This is a genomic window from Amycolatopsis sp. NPDC045836 (assembly GCF_056431745.1).
The window spans coordinates 26,158-46,093 of sequence record NZ_JBWKKF010000014.1; the positions used below are offsets into that span (position 1 = coordinate 26,158).

Genomic DNA, 19,936 nt, shown 5'->3' on the forward strand with positions numbered 1-19,936 from the left:
TTCGGGGTGGGAAGGGGTCAGTGGCCCATGCCGAGGCCGCCGTCGACGGGCAGCACCGCGCCGTTGACGTAGCCGGCTTCGTCGGACGAGAGGAAGCGCACCGCCGCCGCGATTTCAGCAGGCTCGGCGTAGCGGCCGGACGGGATCGTGGCGAGGATCTCCTTGCGGCGGGCCTCGGGCAGCTCGTCGGTCATCTCGGTGGTGACGAAGCCCGGTGCGATCACGTTCGAGGTGATGTTGCGCGAACCCAGCTCCCTGGCCAGCGACCGGGCCAGCCCGACCAGTCCGGCCTTGCTCGCCGCGTAGTTCAGCTGACCGGCCGAGCCGGACAGGCCGACCACCGAGGAGATGAACACGAACCGGCCCCAGCGCGCCTTCAGCATGGCGCGGGTGGCCCGCTTGGCGACCCGGTAGGCGCCGGTCAGGTTCGCGTCGAGCACCCGGGTGAACTGCTCCTCGCCCATGCGCATGAGCAGCGTGTCGTCGGTGATGCCGGCGTTGGACACCAGCACCTCGACCGGGCCGTGGTGCTCCTCGACCTCCTTGAAGGCCGCGTCGATCTGCTCGCTGTCGGTGACGTCGGCGCGCACGCCGAACAGGCCGTCGGGAGCGCCGGAACCGCGGTGCGTCACCGCGACCCGGTGCCCCTGCGCCGCGAGATCGCGGGCGATCGCCAGGCCGATGCCGCGATTACCCCCGGTGACCAGAACGGACCGTGCCACGTATGCACTCCTCACCTCGTCGAGTCCCTGATGCCGCACGAAGGTTATCCAGCCGCGCCCCGGCCGCCGCAGGCGCGCCACCTCTACTGGCTGGTAGCCCCGGTACGGCACAATGCGGCCAAACCCCGAGGTGGAGGAACCGGCCGTGCGCGTGCTGCTCGTCGAGGACGACGACGGGGTGGCCGGTGCCCTGACCGAGTCGCTGGACGCCCGCGGGCACGTGGTGACCAGGGCCGCGCGCGGGGCCGACGCGCTCGCCCGGCACGGTGAGGCCGACCTGCTCCTGCTCGACCTCGGCCTGCCGGACACCGACGGCCTGGAAGTGCTGCGGTCGATCCGCCGGACCTCCGGCGTGCCGGTGCTCGTGCTCACCGCCCGTGACGACGAGCGTTCGGTGGTCAGCGGCCTGCGGCTGGGCGCCGACGACTACCTCACCAAGCCCGTCCGCCTCGCCGAGTTGCTGGCGCGCATGGACGCGGTCGCCCGGCGCGCCCGCGGCGGCGCGGCCACGGCGGTGGTCCGGGTGGCGGACGTGGAGGTCGACCTGGCCGCCCGGCGGGTGCTGGCGGGCGGCACCGAGGTCACGCTGACCACCAAGGAGTTCGCCCTGCTCGCGGTGCTGGCGGGCCGGGCGGGCACGGCGGTCAGCCGCCAGCAGCTGATGGACGAGGTGTGGGGTGACGCCAGCCTCGCCGTGTCGCGGTCGCTGGACGTGCACCTGACCCAGTTGCGGGCCAAGCTGGACCGGCCCGGCCTGCTCACCACCATCCGCGGTTTCGGCTACCGGCTCGGCGGCTGAGCGATGCGTGCCCGCCTGCTCGTCGCACTGCTGGTGTTCGCGCTGGCCGCGGTCGCCGGGTTTGCCGTGCCGCTGCTCTCGGCCACCGCGGAGCAGCGCACGCAGGAGCTGGTGATCAGCCGCAACGCCGACGTCGACCGCTTCGTCCTGCTCGCGCAACAGGCCGTCGAATCCGGCGACACAGCCGTGCTGCGAGCCGAAGCGGCTGCGTATTCGTCGTTATACGGAGAACCGGTGCTGGTGGTCGACGCGAACCGGCGGCCGCTGGTGGAGAGCCGGGAGCTGAGCGCGGACCAGCCGTCGGTGCGGGAACTGGTCGAAGCCACCCTGCGCAACCAGGCCGCCCCGGCGCCGGAGACCATCGGCCCGTGGTCGACCGAGCCGGTGGTGTTCGCGCGCCCGGTCGGCCCGAGCACCCGGGTGGCCGGGGTGGTGCTGCTGCGGGCCTCGGTGGACGCCGCGGCGGCCGACGTGGCCCGCCGCTGGCTGCTCACCGGGCTCGGCGCGGTGGCCGCCGCGTTCGCCTTCATCGCACTGGCTTGGCTGTTCGCGCGGTGGGTGCTGGAACCGGTGCGGCAGCTGGAAGACGGCGTGCTCGCGGTGACCGGCGGCAGGCGCGCCCAGGTCCCGGCCGGCGCGGGCCCGCCGGAGCTGCGGGCGCTGGCCACCGGGTTCAACCGGATGTCCGACGCGGTGGTGGAATCCGCCGAACAGCAGCGGCGGCTGATCGCCGACGCCTCCCACCAGCTGCGCAATCCGATGGCGGCGCTGCGCCTGCGGGTGGATTCGCTGGCCGCGGAGGTCAGCGAGGACGGGCAGCGCACCTATCTGGCGACGGTGACCGAAGTGGAGCGGCTGGAGTCACTGCTGGACGGGCTGCTGGCACTGGCCGTCGCGGAGAGCACGGCGACCAGAGCCGCCGCCGCGGGCTCCTCCGGGACCGCCGGGCTGCGCGGTGTCGTGGCCGAACGCGTCGACGCCTGGCGGCCGTCCGCCGAGCAGTCCGGTGTGGACATCCGAGTCGGCGAGATCCCCGAGGCCGTGTTGCGCTGCCCGGAAGCCGATCTGGCACAGGTCCTCGACGTGCTGCTCGACAACGCCATCCACCACGGCGGCCCGGAACTCACCCTGACCGCTTCCCTGGACGACGAGCGAGCGGTGATCCTGGTCAGCGACAACGGTCCTGGACTGTCCGAAGAGGAACGCGCCAGGGCCACCGAGCGGTTCTGGCGCCGTGGCGGTGACGGCGCCCCGCGCGGCACCGGCCTCGGGCTGGCCATCGCCGAACGGCTCACCACCGCCCACGGCGGCGGGCTGAGCCTGCACGCCGGCGAGCCGCGCGGCCTGACCGCGCGCGCCGAGTTCCCGCTGGAGTCCCCGTGAGACGGCGCAGCCTGCTGCTCGGCGGCCTCGGCCTGCTGGCCGGGTGCGCACCCGGCGGTTATCGCGGCCCGGAACGCACGGTCACCATCGCGGCGGGTGAACGCGGCGGCTTCTACCTCGCCTTCGCCGAACTGCTGGCCGCCGAGCTCACCAAGGCCGAACCGGACCTGCACGGCGAGGCGGTGGTGACCGAGGCCAGCGTCGCCAACGTGACCCAGCTCCGCGACGGCGCCGTCGACCTCGGCCTGGTGCTCGCCGACGTGGCGCAGACCGCGGTGCTCGGCCAGGACCCGTTCCCCGCCCCGGTCCCGCTGCGCGCGCTCGGCCGGGTCTACGAGAACTACCTGCAGGTGGTGGTGCGCGCCGACGGCCCGGTCCGCGACCTGGCCGGGCTCGCCGGGCGGCCGGTGGCCATCGGCTCGCGGTTCTCCGGCGCGGCCTTCCTCGCGCAGCGCCTGCTCACCGTGGCCGGTATCGAGGTCCGGCCCAGCACCCTGCTGCTCGGCGAGGCCATCGCCGCGTTGCGCGAACGGCGGGTCGACGCGCTGTTCTGGTCCGGTGGCGTGCCGACGCCCGCGATCAGCGAACTCGACCGGGGCACCCCGATCCGGCTGCTGGCGCTGGACCCCGTCCTGCCGGTGCTGCGGGCGGTGCACGGCCCGGTCTACGAGCAGGTCCGGGTGCCCGCCCGCGCGTACGAGGGCGTGGCCGACGTGCCCACCATCGGCACCGCGAACCTGCTCGCCTGCTCGGCTTCCCTGCCGGACGACGTGGCCGCCGCCGTGGTGCGCGTGCTGGTCAACCACGCCGCCGACCTGGTGCCCGCCGAGGCGGTCGGCGCGCAGTTCCTCGACGTGCGCACGCTGATCGGCACCGGCGGGGTCCCGTTGCACCCCGGGGCGGAGCGCACCTACCGCCAATTGCACGGTTAGGGGTTCGGCACCCCTGCTTTCCTTGATCACCGGACAACCGCGCTGCTTCACTCCGTGGCACAACTGCAGACCGGCCACGGAGGTAACCCCGATGACCCAGACCACCCCGCTCCCCGAACGCACCGGCGCCCCGTCCAGACCGTGGCGGCTGGTGCTGCTGTCCGGACTCGCGGGCGTCGCGCTCGCCGTGCTCTGGTCCCCCCACCTGGTGGACAAGGTGATCGCCGGCGGCATCGCCGGGCCGGTCTTCGGCGACGACCTGGCCGGGGTGACCATCTCCGGGTCCGGCATGGCCATCGCGTTCGCCTTCGTCACCGGGGTGGCGGGCATGTTCACCGCGTGCAACGTGGCCGTGTTCAGCGCACTGGCCCCGCTGGCGGCGCAGCCGGGCGGCGGCAGCCGCGTGCGGGCCCTGCTGCGGCCGATCGGGCTGCTGCTGCTCGGCGCGGTGGTCGTCTCCGGGCTCTACGGCGCGATCGGCGTGCTGTTCAGCGACGGCATGCCGCAGCTGTCCTCGGCCAGGCTCGGCGATCCGCAGACCGGCCTGCCGGTGCGCATCCTGCAGGCGGGGATCGTCTTCGGCGTCATCGGGCTGATCATGCTGTGGCGCGGGCTGAGCTACGCCGGTCTGGTGCGCAACCCGCTGGCCGGGCTGTTCGCCCGCCGGCCCGGTTCCGAGCTGGTCTTCCTCGGCGGGCTGATGGGCGCGTTCCTGATCGGCAGGCCGTACCCGCCGTTCCGCAAGCTCTACGAGTACGCGGCCTCCACCGACAACCCGCTGCTCGGTTTCCTCACCTTCGCCCTGCAGTCGGCGGGCAACATCGCCGGGGTGGCCGTGTTGTTCCTGCTCGTGGTGCTGGCCACCCGCGGCCGCTTCCAGCGCTGGCTGACCCGCTCCCCCGGCCGCGCGGCCAGGGTGTCGGCCGCCGCGTTCATCCTGGTCGGCACGTTCTTCGTGTTCTACTGGACGGTCAAACTGGGTTACCGCGCCGGTGTGCTGTGGTGGCCGAACCTGCCGTACAACTCCTGATTAGGGTGGGCGGGTGTTCCGCATCCTGTTCTACCGGCCGGAGATCCCGCCCAACACCGGCAACGCCATCCGGCTCGCCGCGAACACCGGGTGCGAACTGCACCTGGTGGAGCCGCTCGGCTTCAACTTCGAGGGCAGCCACCTGCGCCGCGCCGGGCTCGACTACCACGACCTGGCGGTGGTCCGGGTGCACGCCGACCTCCAGGCGGCCTGGGCCGCGCTGCTGCCCGCGAAGGTGTACGCCTTCACCACCGCGGGCAGCAGGCGCCACACCGAGGTCGCCTACTCCCCCGGCGACGTGCTCATGTTCGGCCCGGAATCGGCCGGACTGCCCCCGGAGGTCCGGGACGCCCCGGAGATCACCGACCGCGTCCGCCTGCCCATGCGCCCGGCCAACCGCTCGCTGAACCTGGCCAACAGCGCCGCCATCTCGGTCTACGAAGCCTGGCGCCAGCACGACTTCGCCGGCGCCTCCTAGACCGAGCCGCCTACGGCAGGCGCTGGCCGATCAGCAGGGAGCTGCCGACGCCGGCGAACAGGACCAGGGTGCCCAGCACCACCCACGGCCTGCTGGCGTCGGCGTCCTTGGTCTCGTAGCCGATCTGCTCGCCGAGGTTGGCGTAGACCTGCTTGAGTTCCTCGGCGGTCGCCGCCTTGTAGAACTCGCCGCCGGAGAGCTTGGCGATCTCCCGCATGGACTCGTCGTCCACCTCGACCGGGACCTGCTCGCCTTCGATCTCGACGGTGCCCTGCGAGGTGCCGAACGAGATGCTGGAGATCGGCACCTGCGCCTGCCGCGCGGCCTGCGCGGCGGTGAACCCGCCCCGCGGCCCGTACGGGTCGTCGGTCGGCACGGTCTGCTTGCCGTCGGTCATCAGCACGATGCGCGCCGGCGGCGGCCCCTCGGCCCCGGCGATCACCGACGAGAAACCCTCGATCGACTGCAACGCCGCGAAAACGCCCTCACCGGTGGCGGTGGACTGCGCGAGCTTGAGGTTGTCGATCGCCTTGACCACGTTGACCCGCTCGGTGGTCGGCGCCACCAGCACGGTGGCCGTACCGGCGAACGAGATCAGCCCCAGGTTCACCCCGGGCGTCAGCCCCTGGGCGAACGAGCGCGCCGCTTCCTGCGCCGCCTTGATCCGGCTGGGGGCGACGTCGGTGGCCTCCATCGACAGCGACACGTCGATCACCAGCATCACCGTGGCGCGGTTGCGCGGCACCTTGGCCTCGGCGGTCGGCCCGGCCAGCGCCACGGTGAACAGGATCAGCGCCACCGTGATCAGCGCGGCGGGCAGGTGCCGGACCCGGCGCTCGCTCTTCGGCGCCACCCGCTCCAGCAGTTCCAGGTTGGCGAACCGCAGCGTGCGGCGGCGCCGCAGCCGCTGGGCCACCACGTACCCGGCCACCACCGCGGCCACCGCGATCAGCAGCAGGAACCACCACGGCGCGGCGAATCCGGTCAAGCTCATGCCACACCCCCCGACCACCCGCGCTTGCGGGCCACGACGAAGCGGACCATGTCCGCGATCCAGTCCGAATCGGTGCGCAGCACCAGGTGCCCGGCCCCGGCCCGCCGGACACCGGCCGCCACCTGGGCCCGGTGCGCCCTGGCGGCGGCACCGAACTCCTTGCGCAGCAACGGGGTGGCGTGCACCTCGCGCTGCCGCCCCGACTCCGGGTCGGCCAGCACCACGGTGCCCACCTCCGGCAGGTCGAGGTCCCGCGGGTCGAGCACCTCGACCGCGATCAGCTCGTGCCGCGCGGACAGCCCGCGCAGCGGGCGCTGCCACCCGGTGCCGCCGAGGAAGTCCGAGATCACCACGACCAGCCCGCGCCGGCGGGGCGGGCGCCGCAGCTGCTCGATCGCGGCGGGCAGGTCACCCCGGGTGCCCTCACCCGCCCGCGGTGTCTCCGCCACCCGGCGCACCAGGCCGCGGGCGTGCGCCAGGCCGCCGCGGGCCGGGATGCGCACGGTTTCCGAACCGGTGGAGACGATGGCGCCGATCCGGTTGCCCCCGCCGCCGGTCAGGTGCGCCAGCGCGGCCATCGCGCAGACCACCAGATCCCGCTTCTCGCACAGCGCGGTGCCGAAGTCCAGGCTGGCCGAGAGGTCGGCGACCACCCAGGTCTCCAGCTCCCGGTCGGCCACGGTCTCGCGGATGTGCGGCACGGTGGTGCGGGCGGTGACCGCCCAGTCCATCCGGCGCACGTCGTCCCCCGGCTGGTACGGCCGCGCCTCCCCCGGCTCCGAGCCGGGACCGGGGACCAGGCCGAGGTGGTTGCCCTGCATCAGCCCGTCGAGCCGCCGCCGCACGTCCAGTTCGAGGGTGCGCAGCCCGGCTTCGAGCCGGTCGCCCCGCAGGATCGGCGGCGCCCAGCGCGGGCGCTCGTCCTTGGTGTCCTTCGCCGAGAACATCGACCTCGCCGCTTACCTGACCGGCGCGCCCGCCGGCACCGGCTGCTGCGGCGGGCCGCCCTGCGGCCGGGCCGAGACCTGCGGCAGCGGCACGGTCTGCAGCACCCTGGTGATGATGTGGTCGAGCGGCACCCCGTCGGCCAGCGCGTCGTAGGACAGCACCAGCCGGTGGCGCAGCACGTCCGGCACCACGTCCACCACGTCCTGCGGCAGCACGTAGTCGCGGCCGCGGACCAGCGCCAGCGCGCGCGAGGCGGCGATGATGCCGAGGCTGGCCCGCGGGGAGGCGCCGTAGGACACCCAGCCGGCCACGTCGGTCAGGCCGTGCTCGGCCGGGGTGCGGGTGGTCAGCACCAGCCGCACCACGTAGTCGACCAGCGCGTGGTGCACGAACACCTGCGAGGCCACGCCCTGCAGGCGGACCAGCTCGGCCGGGCTGAGCACCTCGTGCGGCTCCGGCGGGGTCACGCCCATCCGGTAGACGATCTCGCGCTCCTCCTCCGCCGAGGGGTACTCCACCACGATCTTGAACAGGAACCGGTCGCGCTGGGCCTCGGGCAGCGGGTAGACGCCCTCGTTCTCGATCGGGTTCTGGGTGGCCAGCACCAGGAACGGGTCGGGCATCGGGAAGGTCTTGCCGCCGATGGACACGTGCCGCTCGGCCATCACCTCGAGCATCGCCGACTGCACCTTGGCCGGTGCGCGGTTGATCTCGTCGGCGAGCACGAAGTTCGCCACCACCGGGCCGAGTTCGACGTCGAAGCGCTCGGCGCCCTGGCGGTAGATGCGGGTGCCGAGGATGTCTGCGGGCACCAGGTCGGGGGTGAACTGCACCCGGGAGAACGATCCGCCCACCACCCGCGCGAAGGTCTCCACGGCCAGCGTCTTGGCCACGCCCGGCACGCCCTCGAGCAGCAGGTGCCCCTTCGCCAGCAGCCCCACCAGCATGCGCTCGACCAGCCGGTCCTGCCCGACGATGATCCGCTTCACCTCGAACACGGTGCGCTCCAGCAGCTGGGCGTCCCGCGCGGGGGTGCCTGGCTGCTGACCGGGCACGCCCTCGGCGTAGCCGGGATCGGTCACGGGTGCCTCCTCGAGGAGATGGTTCGCAAGACGGTGGTGCCACGGTAGTCAACCGGGGTTCCGGTGTGACCGCTGTGAAGATGAGATCACCGCAGGCGGCGCAGGTCCTCCGGGGTGTCGACGTCGGCCGCCTCCCCCGCCGCGGCTACCACCTCCACAATGGACAAACCGCCCAGCACCCGGCGCAGCGCGGCCCCCGCGGGTTCGGCCGGGACCGCGGCCCGGAGCGCCCCGGCGCGCCACACCCCGGCCAGCCACTGGCGGTGGCCGCCCTCGACCAGCAGGGCCCCGTCCGCGCCGCCGCGGGCGGCCCGCAGCCGGTCCACTGTGGACGCGGTGAGGCCGGTCAGGTCCGCCGCCAGCAGGGCGATCTCGGTGGCTTCGGGCAGCAGCGCCAGCCCCGCCGCGAGGGCGGCGACGGGGCCACCACCCGGCGGACGCTCCCTGGTCCACCGCACCACGGGCAGCACGGCCAGGCCCGGCCGCGGCGGTCCGACCACCACCGCCTCCGCGGCCCCGCCCAGCGCGTCGAGCACCCCGGCGAGCAGCGGCCTGCCCCCGACTTCGAGCATGGGCTTGTCCACGCCCCCCAGTCGCCGGGCTTCGCCTCCGGCGAGCACGATCCCGGCGAACACCGGGTCACCCTTTCACACCGGGGTTCAGCGCCGCCCGGCGAACCGCCTCGGGGCGCGCCACGCCCAGGCGCGCCCGGCCAGCTCGCGGAACCGGTCCGGATCGACCCTGGCCAGGTCGACCTCCAGCAGCAGCCGCCGCTGCCGGACCAGCCCGCTGAACACGGCCGGGTCCCCCTCGACCTCGGTGCGGACGTCGGCTTCCTTGAGGTGCAGGTGGGCGCGGGTGCCGTCGGCGACCACCGCGGCGAAGGTCCGGCGGCGGACCTGGAAGCTCAGCGCCGCCCCTTCGGCCACCTCGGTGACCTCGGGCAGCGCCATGGCGATCCGGCGCACGTCGGCTGGTTCGAGCATTCGGCCTCCTCTTCGAGCGGGGTGCACCCGGACGTCGAACGAGGAGGGCCGGGATCGACCTCAGCCGATGAGGCGGGTGGCGAACGGCATGATGCCGCCGTAGCGCACCGGCGAGACCTTGACCACCGAACCGGAGTGCGGGGCCTCGATCATCTGGCCGCTGCCGAGGTAGAGCGCCACGTGGTGGATCCGGCCCCCGCCGCGGCCCCAGAACAGCATGTCGCCGCGGCGCATCTGCGACAACGGCACCTTCCGGCCGGCGTGGTACTGGTACCCGCTGTAGTGCGGCAGCGACTTCACCCCGGCGAAGGCGTAGATCATCAGCCCCGAGCAGTCGAAGCCGATCTTGCGGTAGTCGCCGTGCGCGTCGGCCACCCCGCCGTCGCGGATGCCGCGGGTCGGCCCGCTCTGGTTCCCGCCGCCCCAGGCGTAGACCACGCCGAGCTGCGACATCGCCCGCGCGATGACCGCCTCGACGCCGCGCCCGCCCGGGGCGGACGAGACGGAAGGCCTGCCCGCCGAGCCGGTGTGCTGGCCGGACTGCGGCTGCGCCATCGCCGCCCGGCGGGCCTGCTCCTCCTCTTCGGCCCGCTTCTGCGCCTGCCAGTCCTCATACCGCTGGCGCTGGCCCTCCAGCCCGCTGACCCGGGACTGGGCTTCGTAGAGCCGCCTTTCGACGTCGGCCTTCTCGGCTTCGAGCCGCCCGTTGGCCGCTTCCTGGCCCTGCTGGGCGCGCACGGCCTCGTCCTGCGCGGCGTCGGCGGTGCTCTTGGCCCGTTCGGCGGCGGCCTGCTTCTCGCGGGCGACCTCGAGCTTCTTGCGTGCCTCGGCGTCCTTGTTCGACTTGTCGGTCTGCGCGCGCTGCATGCCCTCCAGCGCGTCGACCCGGCTGCCACCGACGGCTTCGAGCAGCTGGGCGCGGGCGAGCAGGTCCTTCGGGCTGGTCGAGCCGAGGTAGGCCGAGACCGAGCCGATCGTGCTGCCCTGCTGGTAGCTGGCGCCGACGAACCGGTCGAGGTCCGCCCTGGCCCGCTCCACCTCGGCCGCGGCGGCACCGGCCTCGGCACCGGCCGATTCGGCGTCCCGCTGGGCCGCGCCGGCTTCGTCCCGCGCTGTCTCCATGTCGACGCGGGCCTTGTTCGCGTCCTCCAGCTTCAGCTCGACGTCGGCCTGCAGCTCGCCCAGCTTGGCTTCGGCCTCGGCGAGCTGGTTGGTCAGCTTGCCGACCTCACCGGCCCTGGCGTCGGCGTCCCGTCGGCTGCCGCCGAGTTCGGCGTCGCTGGGGTTCGGCGGCGGTGGCGGCACGGCCACCGCGGTCCCCGTCGCACCGAGCAGCAGCACCAGGATGAGGGCACCGAGAGTGACCCGGGCCGCCCGCACCCGCTCACCGCACTTCACACGCTCCACCTCCGACCGTCCTCAACCGACACCCGCTGACCTGCGGTGATGCAGGCAACCAGCAGCACTGTGCCACCCGAGCCCCAGGTTGACCACCAGTCACACGCGAAACTGCGGGCTCACCGATCACAAACCGCCCGATCCGGGGATGAACCCAGCGCCGCGGCCGCGCGTCCAAGAGCCGCAGCGATCCCGGAGCCCGAGGAGACCACCCGTGCCGAACCGCTCGACGGCCACCAAGGTGCTGGCCGCCACCGCCGCGACCGGCCTGGTGCTCGCCGTGGTGGGCAGCTTCCTCAGCTGGTTCCGGTCCGGCTCGGTGAACCGCAGCAGCTACCAGCTGGTCGGCCTGATCGACCGGTTCGGCCTGACCGAGAACGCCTTCGTCCTGCTCGCGCTGCGGGTGTGGATCGTGGTGCCGCTGCTGGCCGCCGCCGCGATCGCCATGCTGGTGCTCGGGCTGACCAGGACCGGGGCGGCGCTCACCGTGGTGCTGGCGGTATTCGTGGGAACCGCGGCGGGGTTCGCCGCCGTCCAAGGCGGTGACGAGGGCGGGCCCATCGGCGTAACACCGCTGGGACCTGTCACGACTACCATCGGCACGCTGGTCGCCGTCATCGGGGCGCTCGGCGCGGTCGTCACGGCCGCGGCGGGCCGGCGCCAGGCACAGGAGAATCGAGGGGTCTCGTGACCAGTCCAGAACAGGGCGGCCAGTGGCCGCAGCACGGTGGCGGAGGGCAGGGCGGTCAGGAGCACCCGCAGCAGTACCCGCCGACGGCGCAGCAGTACTACCCGCAGACCGGCCAGCAGCCCCACTACGCGCCGCAGGCCGGTGAGCAGCAGTACTACGCCCCGCACACCGGGCCGCAGTACACCCAGGAGCAGTACCAGCAGTACTACGCGCAGCAGCAGCCCAGCGGGGGCTACCCGGTCCCGCCGGCCGGCGGGACCGGGGGTCCCGGCGCGCCGAAGAGCCGCAAGGGCCTGCTCATCGGCCTGGTGATCGCGCTGGTGGTGGCCGTGGGCGGCGGGGTCACCTGGTTCGCCCTGTCGCAGAGTTCGTCCGGCGGCGCGGAGACGCCGACGCTGGCCGCGCAGAACCTGGCCAACACCATCGGCTCCGGCGACGTGGTCGGCCTGCTCAGCACGCTGGCCCCGGCCGAGGCCGCGCTGTTCACCGACCCGATCGAAGAGGTGGCCGCCGAGCTCAAGCGGCTGGAGATCGTCCGCCCGGAGGCCGACCCCAAGGCGCTGTCCGGCATGGAGATCAAAACCGAGGGCCTGGTCTTCGACGAGAGCCAGGCGCAGCAGGTCAACGACCACGTGACCATCACCAAGCTGACCGCGGGCAAGATCACCGTCACCGCCGACTTCACGAAGATCCCGCTGACCAAGGAGTTCCTCGACGCCGCGGAGATCTCGGACGACCTGCCCTCCGGCCCGGAGACCGAGACCGTCGACATCGCCGAAGAGGTCCGCAAGAACAAGGGTGAGCCGGTGCGGATCGCCACGGTGAAGGTCGACGACGCCTGGTACCCCAGCCTGCTCTACACGATCGCCGACTACGCGCTGCTGGAGGAGAAGACGGCGTGGCCCGCCCAGGGCATCGCGGCCAACGGCGCGGGCAGCTCGAACGACGCGGTCAAGGAAATGCTGCAGGCCGCGCTCGACGCCGACATCAAGCGGGTGCTCGAACTGCTGCCGCCGGACGAGATGGGCGCGCTGCAGGACGCCGGTCCGGCCATCCTCGAAGCCGCGGACCGGGAGGAGCCCAGCGGCGCGAAGGTGCTGAAGCTGGAGACCGAGAGCAGCAGCGTCGGCGGCGGCACCCGCGCCACGCTGACCGCACTGGAGCTGCAGGGCCCCGACGGTGAGGACTTCAAGCTGAGCAAGGACGCCGACTGCTACTCGGTGACCATGGAGGGCCGCACCGAGCGGATGTGCGCCTCGGAACTGGCCGACCTGATCGAGAGCGAGGCCGACGGCTCCCTGCCGCCCGCGGTCAAGCAGGCGCTGACCAGCCTCGGCACCGGGATCCTCAAGCAGGGCGTCGGCGTGATCACCACCGAGGTCTCCGGCAAGCACTACGTCAGCCCGATCCGCACGCTGAGCGAGCAGGGCATGACGGTGCTGCGCAGCCTCCAGCCGGAGGACATCAAGGCGCTGATGGCGCTGGCCGACTGACCGGTCCCGGACCAGGCCCCCGCGAGCTCGCGGGGGCCTTTTTCGCGTGCGACCGGCGTGGCGGCTTGAACTGAAAAAAGGACAAGCGTACTGTTTGTACCGGACACCGATGCCAGCCTGCCGCTGCGGGCGTGGCGGCGGTACGCAAGACTCGGCGGTGGTCGGCCCGAACGACCGCACCCGAACACACCGAACTGACCCGGGACGACTTTCCACAGGTCCGTCCATGCCCATGGAGTTAGACGTGACTGCACCAGCCAGCAAGGACAGCTTCGGCGCGCGTGACACGCTGAAGGTCGGCGACGCCTCGTACGAGATCTTCCGCCTGGACAAGGTCGACGGCTCGAAGCGCCTGCCCTACAGCCTGAAGGTTCTCCTGGAGAACCTGCTCCGCACCGAGGACGGCGCGAACATCACCGCCGACCACATCCGGGCGCTCGGCGGCTGGGACGCGAAGGCGGATCCGTCGACGGAGATCCAGTTCACCCCCGCCCGCGTGATCATGCAGGACTTCACCGGCGTGCCCTGCGTGGTGGACCTGGCCACCATGCGCGAGGCGGTGACCGAGCTCGGCGGCGACCCCGACAAGGTGAACCCGCTCGCCCCGGCCGAGCTGGTGATCGACCACTCGGTGATCATCGACGTGTTCGGCACCGCGGACGCCTTCGAGCGCAACGTGGAGTTCGAGTACGGCCGCAACAAGGAGCGCTACCAGTTCCTGCGCTGGGGCCAGGGCGCCTTCGACGAGTTCAAGGTGGTGCCGCCGGGCACCGGCATCGTGCACCAGGTCAACATCGAGCACCTGGCGCGCACGGTGATGGCCCGCAACGGCCAGGCCTACCCCGACTCGTGCGTTGGCACCGACTCGCACACCACCATGGTCAACGGCCTGGGCGTGCTGGGCTGGGGCGTCGGCGGCATCGAGGCCGAGGCGGCCATGCTCGGCCAGCCGGTCTCCATGCTCATCCCGCGCGTGGTCGGCTTCAAGCTGACCGGGGAGATCCCGGCCGGGGTGACCGCCACCGACGTGGTGCTCACCATCACCGAGATGCTGCGCCGCCACGGCGTGGTCGGCAAGTTCGTCGAGTTCTACGGCGAGAGCGTGGGCGAGGTGCCGCTGGCCAACCGCGCCACCATCGGCAACATGAGCCCGGAGTTCGGCTCCACCGCGGCGATCTTCCCGATCGACGCGGAGACCGTGCGCTACCTGAAGCTGACCGGCCGCTCGGCCGAGCAGGTCGCGCTGGTCGAGGCGTACGCCAAGGAGCAGGGCCTCTGGCACGACCCGTCGCACGAGGCGGAGTACTCGGAGTACCTCGAGCTGGACCTGTCCACCGTGGTGCCCTCGATCGCCGGCCCGAAGCGCCCGCAGGACCGCATCGAGCTGACCGACGCGAAGTCCTCCTTCCGCAAGTCGGTGCACGACTACGTCGACGGCGAGCAGCCCACCCCGCACACCAACGTGGACGAGGCGGTCGAGGAGTCCTTCCCGGCCAGCGACCCGGTGGCGCTGTCGTTCGCCGACGAGGACGCGGAAACCCTGGTCTCGGCGGCGAACGGCGCGACCGGCCGCCCGAGCAAGCCGGTGCGGGTCAAGTCCGAAGACCGCGGTGAGTTCGTGCTCGACCACGGCGCCGTGGTGATCGCCTCGATCACCTCCTGCACCAACACCTCCAACCCGTCGGTGATGCTGGGCGCGGCCCTGCTCGCCCGCAACGCGGTGGAGAAGGGCCTGACCGTCAAGCCGTGGGTGAAGACCTCGATGGCGCCGGGTTCGCAGGTGGTCACCGACTACTACGAGAAGGCCGGGCTCTGGCCGTACCTGGAGAAGCTGGGCTACCACCTGGTCGGCTACGGCTGCACCACCTGCATCGGCAACTCGGGCCCGCTGCCGGAGGACATCTCCGCCGCGGTCAACGAGAACGACCTGACCGTGGTCTCGGTGCTCTCGGGCAACCGGAACTTCGAGGGCCGGATCAACCCGGACGTGAAGATGAACTACCTGGCGTCGCCGCCGCTGGTGATCGCCTACGCGCTCGCGGGCACGATGGACTTCGACTTCGAGTCGCAGCCGCTGGGCACCGACGGTGACGGCAACGACGTGTTCCTCAAGGACATCTGGCCGTCGTCGCAGGAGATCCAGGAGACCATCGACTCGGCGATCACCCAGGAGATGTTCACCAAGGACTACGCCGACGTGTTCGACGGCGGGGACCGCTGGAAGTCGCTGCCCACCCCCGAGGGCAAGACCTTCGACTGGGACCCGCAGTCCACCTACGTGCGGAAGCCGCCGTACTTCGAGGGCATGGCCGCCGAGCCCACCCCGGTCGCCGACATCACCGGCGCCCGCGTGCTGGCGAAGCTGGGCGACTCGGTGACCACCGACCACATCTCCCCGGCCGGGGCGATCAAGCCGGGCACCCCGGCGGCGCAGTACCTGACCGAGCACGGCGTGGAGAAGAAGGACTTCAACTCCTACGGTTCCCGGCGCGGCAACCACGAGGTGATGATCCGCGGCACCTTCGCCAACATCCGCCTGCGCAACCAGCTGCTGGACGACGTGCAGGGCGGCTACACCCGCGACTTCACCCAGGAGGGCGGGCCGCAGTCGTTCATCTACGACGCCGCGCAGAACTACGCGGCGGCGGGCACCCCGCTGGTCGTGCTGGGCGGCAAGGAGTACGGCTCCGGTTCCTCACGCGACTGGGCGGCCAAGGGCACCTCGCTGCTGGGCGTGCGCGCGGTGATCACCGAGTCGTTCGAGCGCATCCACCGGTCGAACCTGATCGGCATGGGCGTGATCCCGCTGCAGTTCCCCGAAGGCGAGTCGGCCGCTTCGCTGCACCTGGACGGCACGGAGACCTTCGACATCACCGGCATCACCAAGCTCAACGACGGTGAGACCCCGCGCACGGTGCACGTCACCGCCACGAAGGAGGACGGCACCAAGGTGGAGTTCGACGCGGTCGTGCGCATCGACACCCCCGGTGAGGCCGACTACTACCGCAACGGCGGCATCCTGCAGTACGTGCTGCGCAAGATGACCGCCTGAGCCACCCGGTCAACGCCACGGCGCCCCGCCACGACCCCCGTGGCGGGGCGCCGTTTTCGTCACCGCCCACAACGGGAACCCAGCCACCCAGACCCCCCGCCCCACTCCGATCCGCAGCCAAAACACGGTGAAGACCCCGATGTCAAGGCATCTTTCCCGCCTTGACATCGGGGTCTTCACCGTAGTCACACCAAAAAAGCGGGGTGGCCCCCCGGCCGACCCAACCAATCAAGCATCATGCCCCGGCATCGGGAACACCGCCTGGGCAACAGCTCCCGAATGCGCCGGGTCAGCCACGGTCAACCCGTTCCAATGCACCCGCGCCGCCTCGAATTCATCGGTCAACCCCGGCTGCTTGACCAGGGCGATGTCGGTCAGCTTGACGTCGCTCTTGCCCGCGCTGCGCCGCCAGCCCCAGGAAACCACCGCCAGGTACCGGTTCTTCGGACCGGCGGTGGACTGGTACTGCAGCAGGATCGCGGTCTGGAACTCCATGCCGAGCATCGAATGCGCCAGCGGCACCCCGGGGTTGTCGCGCAGGGTCGCGCGATTCTGCCCGGCCGGCGCCTTCCAGTCGACCATCACCAGCGCGTTCCCGGTGGTCTGCTCGCGCTTTTCGGTGAAGAACGGAATGGCCTCGCTCAGCCGTTGCTGCGAATAGCGGTAGTCCAGGCTGGTCAGCACGCCGGTGGCCGGGCAGCTGCCGCCGGTGACCAGGGCGTCGACCGCCAGTTGTTCCTGGTAGTCCTTGGCCACGCCCTGGTCCGGCGGGCTGCCCAGTTCGGCCGCCCGGCCGGCCGCGATGGCCCGGTAACCCTCGCTGACCGGCTTCTTGGTGATCAGGTCGACGTCGATCGCCCACCCGGCGTGCGGGCCGGAAGGCACGCAACGCTCGGCGTAACCGATGTTCCCCTGCTTCGCCTGTTCCCCGTCCCCCGGACCGCCCGGCGACTGGTTGATTTCCTTCACCATCTGCACCAGGTGGAAAATCGCTTTCGTGCCGGGCTGGTAATCGGCGACCACCTTCTTGATCTTGAACGCGGCCGGCTGGAATTCCAGGGAGATCTTCGCCCCCACGTTGCCGTCGGCCACGGCGGGCTCGAAGCGCTGGGAGTAAACGCTCCCGGTGTCGATCTGCAACTCGGACATCTGCTTTTCCCCTTCGAGCGACGGAGACAAAATCGTCCCACCCGCGTGCGTGGCCCACGCTCGGCCGTTGGGGTGAGGATTCTCAGTGCCCGAGCGCCGTCAGCTCGCCGCGAGCACCGGATCGAAGGGCGCGACGTCCGGCTGGAACACCTGCCCGGGCGCGGGTGCGGTCAGGTTGATCAGGTAGTCGGCGGTCAGCTCGTCCACCCCCTGCGAGTCACCGAGGATGCAGTGGCCGAAGGCGTCGACCGAGACCAGGCGCGCGTTGCCCAGTTGCGAAGCCATCCGCTTGGAGAACTCGTACTGGGTGGCCGGGTCGTAGTAGTTGCCGACGAGCAGCACCGGGGTCGCGGTCTTCGCGTGCCACGGCCCGGCGTAGACGTCCTCCTCACCCGGCCAGACCGGGCAGCCCGCCGCGTCGGAGAACGCCTGCATCCGGCCGAAGGTGCGTGACTCCGCCTCCCACTGCACGGCGATCTGGGGCAGCTTGCTCTGCTTGTGCCAGAACGGTTTGTCCGAGCAGTTCACACCGAAGTACGAGTCGTCGGCGGTGTACGGGGTGTCCGGCCGCACGTCGTACCGCTGCCGTTTCGCCGGGTCGGTCAACGTGGGCAGGTCGGCCGCCGCCACCACCTTCGCGGCCGGTGGGTGCAGCACCTCGTAGACCGACTGCAGTTCCTCGCCGAGCGCGGGGAACTCGGAGAAGTTGTACAGCGCGCTGCCGACGCCGTCGGTGAAGTCGTGGATGGTGAGCTGCCCGCCACCCGGCAGCGGGATCGGCTGCCCGCGCAGGTGCTCACGGATTTCGTCGAACTTCTGCCGTGGGTTCCCCGGGCTGAACGCGCACTCCGGCCCCACCTCCCGGCATTCGGCGAGGAAGGCGTCCAGGGAGATTTCGAAGCCGCGGGCCCGTTCGCGGTCGTACTGCAGACCGTTGCTGGTGCGCAGTTTCGGGTCCACGTTGCCGTCGAGCACCAGCGCCCGCGAAGCCTTCGGGAACATGTTCGCGTAGGTGGCGCCGATCAGCGTGCCGTAGGAGAAGCCGACGTAGGTCAGCTTCTGGTCCCCGGCCGCGGCGCGGAGCAGGTCGAGGTCGCGGACCACGTCCTTGGTCGACATGTGGTCGAGCAGGCTGCCCGCGTTGCGGTCGCAGAACCCGGCGTAGTCGCGGTAGGCGGCCAGCGAGTCGGCCATCTCGGTGCGGGTGATCGGCACGACCACCTGCTTGGCGAACACCTCGGCCGCGTCCTCGGCGGTGGTGAAGCAGCGCAGCGGATTGCTGCTGCCCACCCCGCGCGGATCGAAGCCGACCAGGTCGAACCGGTCCAGCACCGACGGCTCCAGGTAGCGGTCCGCGCTGATCGGCATGCGCAGGCCGGGACCGCCCGGCCCGCCGGGGTTCAGGAACAGCGAGCCGATCTTCGCGGCGGGCTGGCGGGCGTGCCGCCGCAGCAGTGCGATGTCGATGGTGCCGAGCGCGGCGTTGTCGTGGTCGATCGGCACCCGGTACCGCGCGCAGCTGAAGTTCTGGTGCTGTTCCGGGGGCACCCCGGTCAGCGTCGAGGCCGGGCACGCCACCCAGCTGATCGGCGCGGTGGCGCCCACCGCCGCCGGTTCGGGTGCCCGCACCGGTGCGGCACCGGCGGTCGCGGGCAGCCCGGCCGCCACCAACCCCGCCACCACCACACCGGCGAGCACCTGTCTGCGCACCGGCCCTCCCGTGGATTCGAACACGAGTCCTCCCTTCGCCGTCTTTCGCGAGCGGAGAATGGCACGGGAGGGACCGGCGCGTCGCCGTCCGAATCGGCTAATTCACTTCCTGTCCGCCTGCGCCAGCGTGAGGCTGAACAGGCCCTCGGCGTCGGTCCACCGGCCGGCCACGGTGAACCCGGCCGCCGCCAGTTCCCCGGCGAGGCCGTCCGGCCGGAACTTCGCCGAGATCTCGGTGCGGACGTGCTCCCCGGCGGCGAACCGCACTTCGAGGTCGGCGCCGGGGATCCGGACGACCTGCGCTTCCCCGGCCCGCAACCACATTTCGATCCACTCGGCCTCGGCGTCCCAGTGCGCCACGTGCTCGAAGGCGTCCACGTCGAAGTCCGCGCCGAGCCGCTCGTTGATCACCCGCAGCACGTTGCGGTTGAACTCGGCGGTCACGCCGGCGGCGTCGTCGTAGGCGCGGACCAGCCGCTCGGGGTCCTTCACCAGGTCGGCACCGAGCAGCAGCCACTCCCCCGGCTCCAGCACCTCGCGCACCGACCGCAGGAACTGCGCGCGTTCGGCGGGCAGGAAGTTGCCGATGGTGCCGCCGAGGAAGGCCACCACGCGGGGCGGCCCGCCCGGCAGCAGGTCCAGGTGCTCGGTGAAGTCGCCGACCACCCCGCGCACGTCCAGCCCCGGGTACTCGGCGGCGATGGCCTCGGTCGCTTCGGCCAGCGCCGCTCCCGAAACGTCCAGCGGCACGAAGGAGGCCAGCGTGCCGTGCGCGGTCAGCGCGTCGAGCAGCAGCCGGGTCTTCTCACTCGACCCGGATCCCAGCTCGACCAGGGTGCGCGCGCCGGTGGCCCGCGCGATCGCCGGGGCTTCACGGGTGAGGATCTCCCGTTCGGCCCGGGTCGGGTAGTACTCCGGCAGCGCGGTGATCTTCTCGAACAGCTCGCTGCCGGTGGCGTCGTAGAACCACTTGGGCGGCAACCACTTCCGCGTGGCGGTCAGCCCGGCGCGCACGTCGGCGCGCAGCGCTTCGGTGACGTCGACCGGGCTGTGGTGCTCGGTGAGATCGGGTTCGCTCATGGCGGGTTC

General features: G+C 71.9%; 18 protein-coding genes. 8 read left to right on the forward strand and 10 right to left on the reverse strand.

Annotated features, from left to right (window positions below; all coding sequences use genetic code 11):
• Positions 1–17 precede the first annotated feature (17 nt).
• Positions 18–722 (reverse strand): 3-oxoacyl-ACP reductase FabG, encoded by a 705-nt coding sequence (gene fabG / locus AC07EG_RS25695; protein WP_478255735.1) that lies wholly within the window; start codon positions 720–722, stop codon positions 18–20.
• Positions 723–867: 145 nt separating this feature from the next.
• Between fabG and AC07EG_RS25700 the strand changes: the two genes are divergently transcribed.
• The 5 genes from AC07EG_RS25700 (at position 868) to AC07EG_RS25720 (ending at position 5,344) form a co-directional block, all read left to right on the forward strand.
• Positions 868–1,521 (forward strand): response regulator transcription factor, encoded by a 654-nt coding sequence (locus AC07EG_RS25700; RefSeq protein WP_478255736.1) that lies wholly within the window; start codon positions 868–870, stop codon positions 1,519–1,521.
• A 3-nt stretch (positions 1,522–1,524) separates the two neighbouring features.
• The gene (locus AC07EG_RS25705; RefSeq protein ID WP_478255737.1) at positions 1,525–2,904 is read left to right on the forward strand and encodes a sensor histidine kinase; all 1,380 of its coding nucleotides are present in this window, start codon (positions 1,525–1,527) and stop codon (positions 2,902–2,904) included.
• Positions 2,901–3,836: a TAXI family TRAP transporter solute-binding subunit gene (locus tag AC07EG_RS25710; RefSeq protein ID WP_478255738.1), complete on the forward strand. Its 936-nt coding sequence runs from the start codon at positions 2,901–2,903 to the stop codon at positions 3,834–3,836. The genes AC07EG_RS25705 and AC07EG_RS25710 overlap by 4 nt, the downstream gene beginning before the upstream one ends.
• Positions 3,837–3,927: 91 nt before the next feature.
• The gene (locus AC07EG_RS25715) at positions 3,928–4,866 is read left to right on the forward strand and encodes a hypothetical protein (RefSeq protein ID WP_478255739.1); all 939 of its coding nucleotides are present in this window, start codon (positions 3,928–3,930) and stop codon (positions 4,864–4,866) included.
• A 13-nt stretch (positions 4,867–4,879) separates the two neighbouring features.
• Positions 4,880–5,344: a tRNA (cytidine(34)-2'-O)-methyltransferase gene (locus tag AC07EG_RS25720; RefSeq protein WP_478255740.1), complete on the forward strand. Its 465-nt coding sequence runs from the start codon at positions 4,880–4,882 to the stop codon at positions 5,342–5,344.
• A gap of 10 nt (positions 5,345–5,354) precedes the next feature.
• On the opposite strand, the gene AC07EG_RS25725 is transcribed toward AC07EG_RS25720, so the two are convergent.
• The 6 genes from AC07EG_RS25725 to AC07EG_RS25750 all read right to left on the reverse strand — a co-directional run bounded on the left by AC07EG_RS25725 (position 5,355) and on the right by AC07EG_RS25750 (position 10,752).
• The gene (locus AC07EG_RS25725) at positions 5,355–6,338 is read right to left on the reverse strand and encodes a VWA domain-containing protein (protein ID WP_478255741.1); all 984 of its coding nucleotides are present in this window, start codon (positions 6,336–6,338) and stop codon (positions 5,355–5,357) included.
• Positions 6,335–7,285, reverse strand: coding sequence for a DUF58 domain-containing protein (locus AC07EG_RS25730; RefSeq protein WP_478255742.1), 951 nt, complete (start codon positions 7,283–7,285; stop codon positions 6,335–6,337). The genes AC07EG_RS25725 and AC07EG_RS25730 overlap by 4 nt, the downstream gene beginning before the upstream one ends.
• A 12-nt stretch (positions 7,286–7,297) precedes the next feature.
• A complete protein-coding gene (locus AC07EG_RS25735) occupies positions 7,298–8,368 on the reverse strand; it encodes an AAA family ATPase (protein WP_206807008.1) in 1,071 nt (356 codons plus the stop codon).
• An 86-nt stretch (positions 8,369–8,454) separates the two neighbouring features.
• Positions 8,455–9,003 carry a molybdenum cofactor guanylyltransferase gene (mobA, locus tag AC07EG_RS25740; RefSeq protein WP_478255743.1) on the reverse strand — a complete coding sequence of 183 codons (549 nt, stop codon included), beginning with the start codon at positions 9,001–9,003 and terminating at the stop codon, positions 8,455–8,457.
• A gap of 24 nt (positions 9,004–9,027) precedes the next feature.
• Positions 9,028–9,354 (reverse strand): hypothetical protein, encoded by a 327-nt coding sequence (locus tag AC07EG_RS25745; RefSeq protein ID WP_478255744.1) that lies wholly within the window; start codon positions 9,352–9,354, stop codon positions 9,028–9,030.
• A gap of 60 nt (positions 9,355–9,414) precedes the next feature.
• Entirely contained in the window at positions 9,415–10,752 is a 1,338-nt protein-coding gene (locus AC07EG_RS25750; RefSeq protein ID WP_478255947.1) for an NlpC/P60 family protein, read from the reverse strand.
• Positions 10,753–10,966: 214 nt separating this feature from the next.
• Here AC07EG_RS25750 and AC07EG_RS25755 point away from each other — a divergent pair, with 214 nt between their 5' ends.
• The 3 genes from AC07EG_RS25755 (at position 10,967) to acnA (ending at position 15,988) form a co-directional block, all read left to right on the forward strand.
• Positions 10,967–11,443, forward strand: a complete 477-nt coding sequence (locus AC07EG_RS25755; RefSeq protein WP_478255745.1) for a hypothetical protein — start codon at positions 10,967–10,969, stop codon at positions 11,441–11,443.
• Positions 11,440–12,936 (forward strand): flagellar basal body protein FliL, encoded by a 1,497-nt coding sequence (locus tag AC07EG_RS25760; RefSeq protein ID WP_478255746.1) that lies wholly within the window; start codon positions 11,440–11,442, stop codon positions 12,934–12,936. The genes AC07EG_RS25755 and AC07EG_RS25760 overlap by 4 nt, the downstream gene beginning before the upstream one ends.
• A gap of 232 nt (positions 12,937–13,168) precedes the next feature.
• Positions 13,169–15,988 carry an aconitate hydratase AcnA gene (gene acnA / locus AC07EG_RS25765; protein WP_478255948.1) on the forward strand — a complete coding sequence of 940 codons (2,820 nt, stop codon included), beginning with the start codon at positions 13,169–13,171 and terminating at the stop codon, positions 15,986–15,988.
• A gap of 228 nt (positions 15,989–16,216) precedes the next feature.
• Here the strand turns inward: acnA and AC07EG_RS25770 are convergent, their stop codons facing one another.
• From AC07EG_RS25770 to egtD, 3 genes are all read right to left on the reverse strand, one after another.
• Positions 16,217–17,137: a hypothetical protein gene (locus AC07EG_RS25770; RefSeq protein WP_478255747.1), complete on the reverse strand. Its 921-nt coding sequence runs from the start codon at positions 17,135–17,137 to the stop codon at positions 16,217–16,219.
• A gap of 99 nt (positions 17,138–17,236) precedes the next feature.
• On the reverse strand, positions 17,237–18,847 hold the full coding sequence (locus AC07EG_RS25775; protein WP_478255748.1) for an alpha/beta hydrolase: 1,611 nt from the start codon (positions 18,845–18,847) through the stop codon (positions 17,237–17,239).
• 102 nt (positions 18,848–18,949) lie between these two features.
• Positions 18,950–19,927, reverse strand: a complete 978-nt coding sequence (gene egtD / locus AC07EG_RS25780) for an L-histidine N(alpha)-methyltransferase (protein WP_478255749.1) — start codon at positions 19,925–19,927, stop codon at positions 18,950–18,952.
• Positions 19,928–19,936: the final 9 nt, after the last annotated feature.

What these genes read in the sequence shown, in the direction of transcription:
- AC07EG_RS25770 (WP_478255747.1), bottom strand. Translation starts at nt 17,137, where the DNA reads ATGTCCGAGTTGCAGATCGACACCGGGAGCGTTTACTCCCAGCGCTTC.
- AC07EG_RS25725 (WP_478255741.1), bottom strand. Translation starts at nt 6,338, where the DNA reads ATGAGCTTGACCGGATTCGCCGCGCCGTGGTGGTTCCTGCTGCTGATC.
- AC07EG_RS25715 (WP_478255739.1), top strand. Translation starts at nt 3,928, where the DNA reads ATGACCCAGACCACCCCGCTCCCCGAACGCACCGGCGCCCCGTCCAGA.
- egtD (WP_478255749.1), bottom strand. Translation starts at nt 19,927, where the DNA reads ATGAGCGAACCCGATCTCACCGAGCACCACAGCCCGGTCGACGTCACC.
- acnA (WP_478255948.1), top strand. Translation starts at nt 13,169, where the DNA reads ATGGAGTTAGACGTGACTGCACCAGCCAGCAAGGACAGCTTCGGCGCG.
- AC07EG_RS25705 (WP_478255737.1), top strand. Translation starts at nt 1,525, where the DNA reads ATGCGTGCCCGCCTGCTCGTCGCACTGCTGGTGTTCGCGCTGGCCGCG.
- AC07EG_RS25730 (WP_478255742.1), bottom strand. Translation starts at nt 7,285, where the DNA reads ATGTTCTCGGCGAAGGACACCAAGGACGAGCGCCCGCGCTGGGCGCCG.
- AC07EG_RS25745 (WP_478255744.1), bottom strand. Translation starts at nt 9,354, where the DNA reads ATGCTCGAACCAGCCGACGTGCGCCGGATCGCCATGGCGCTGCCCGAG.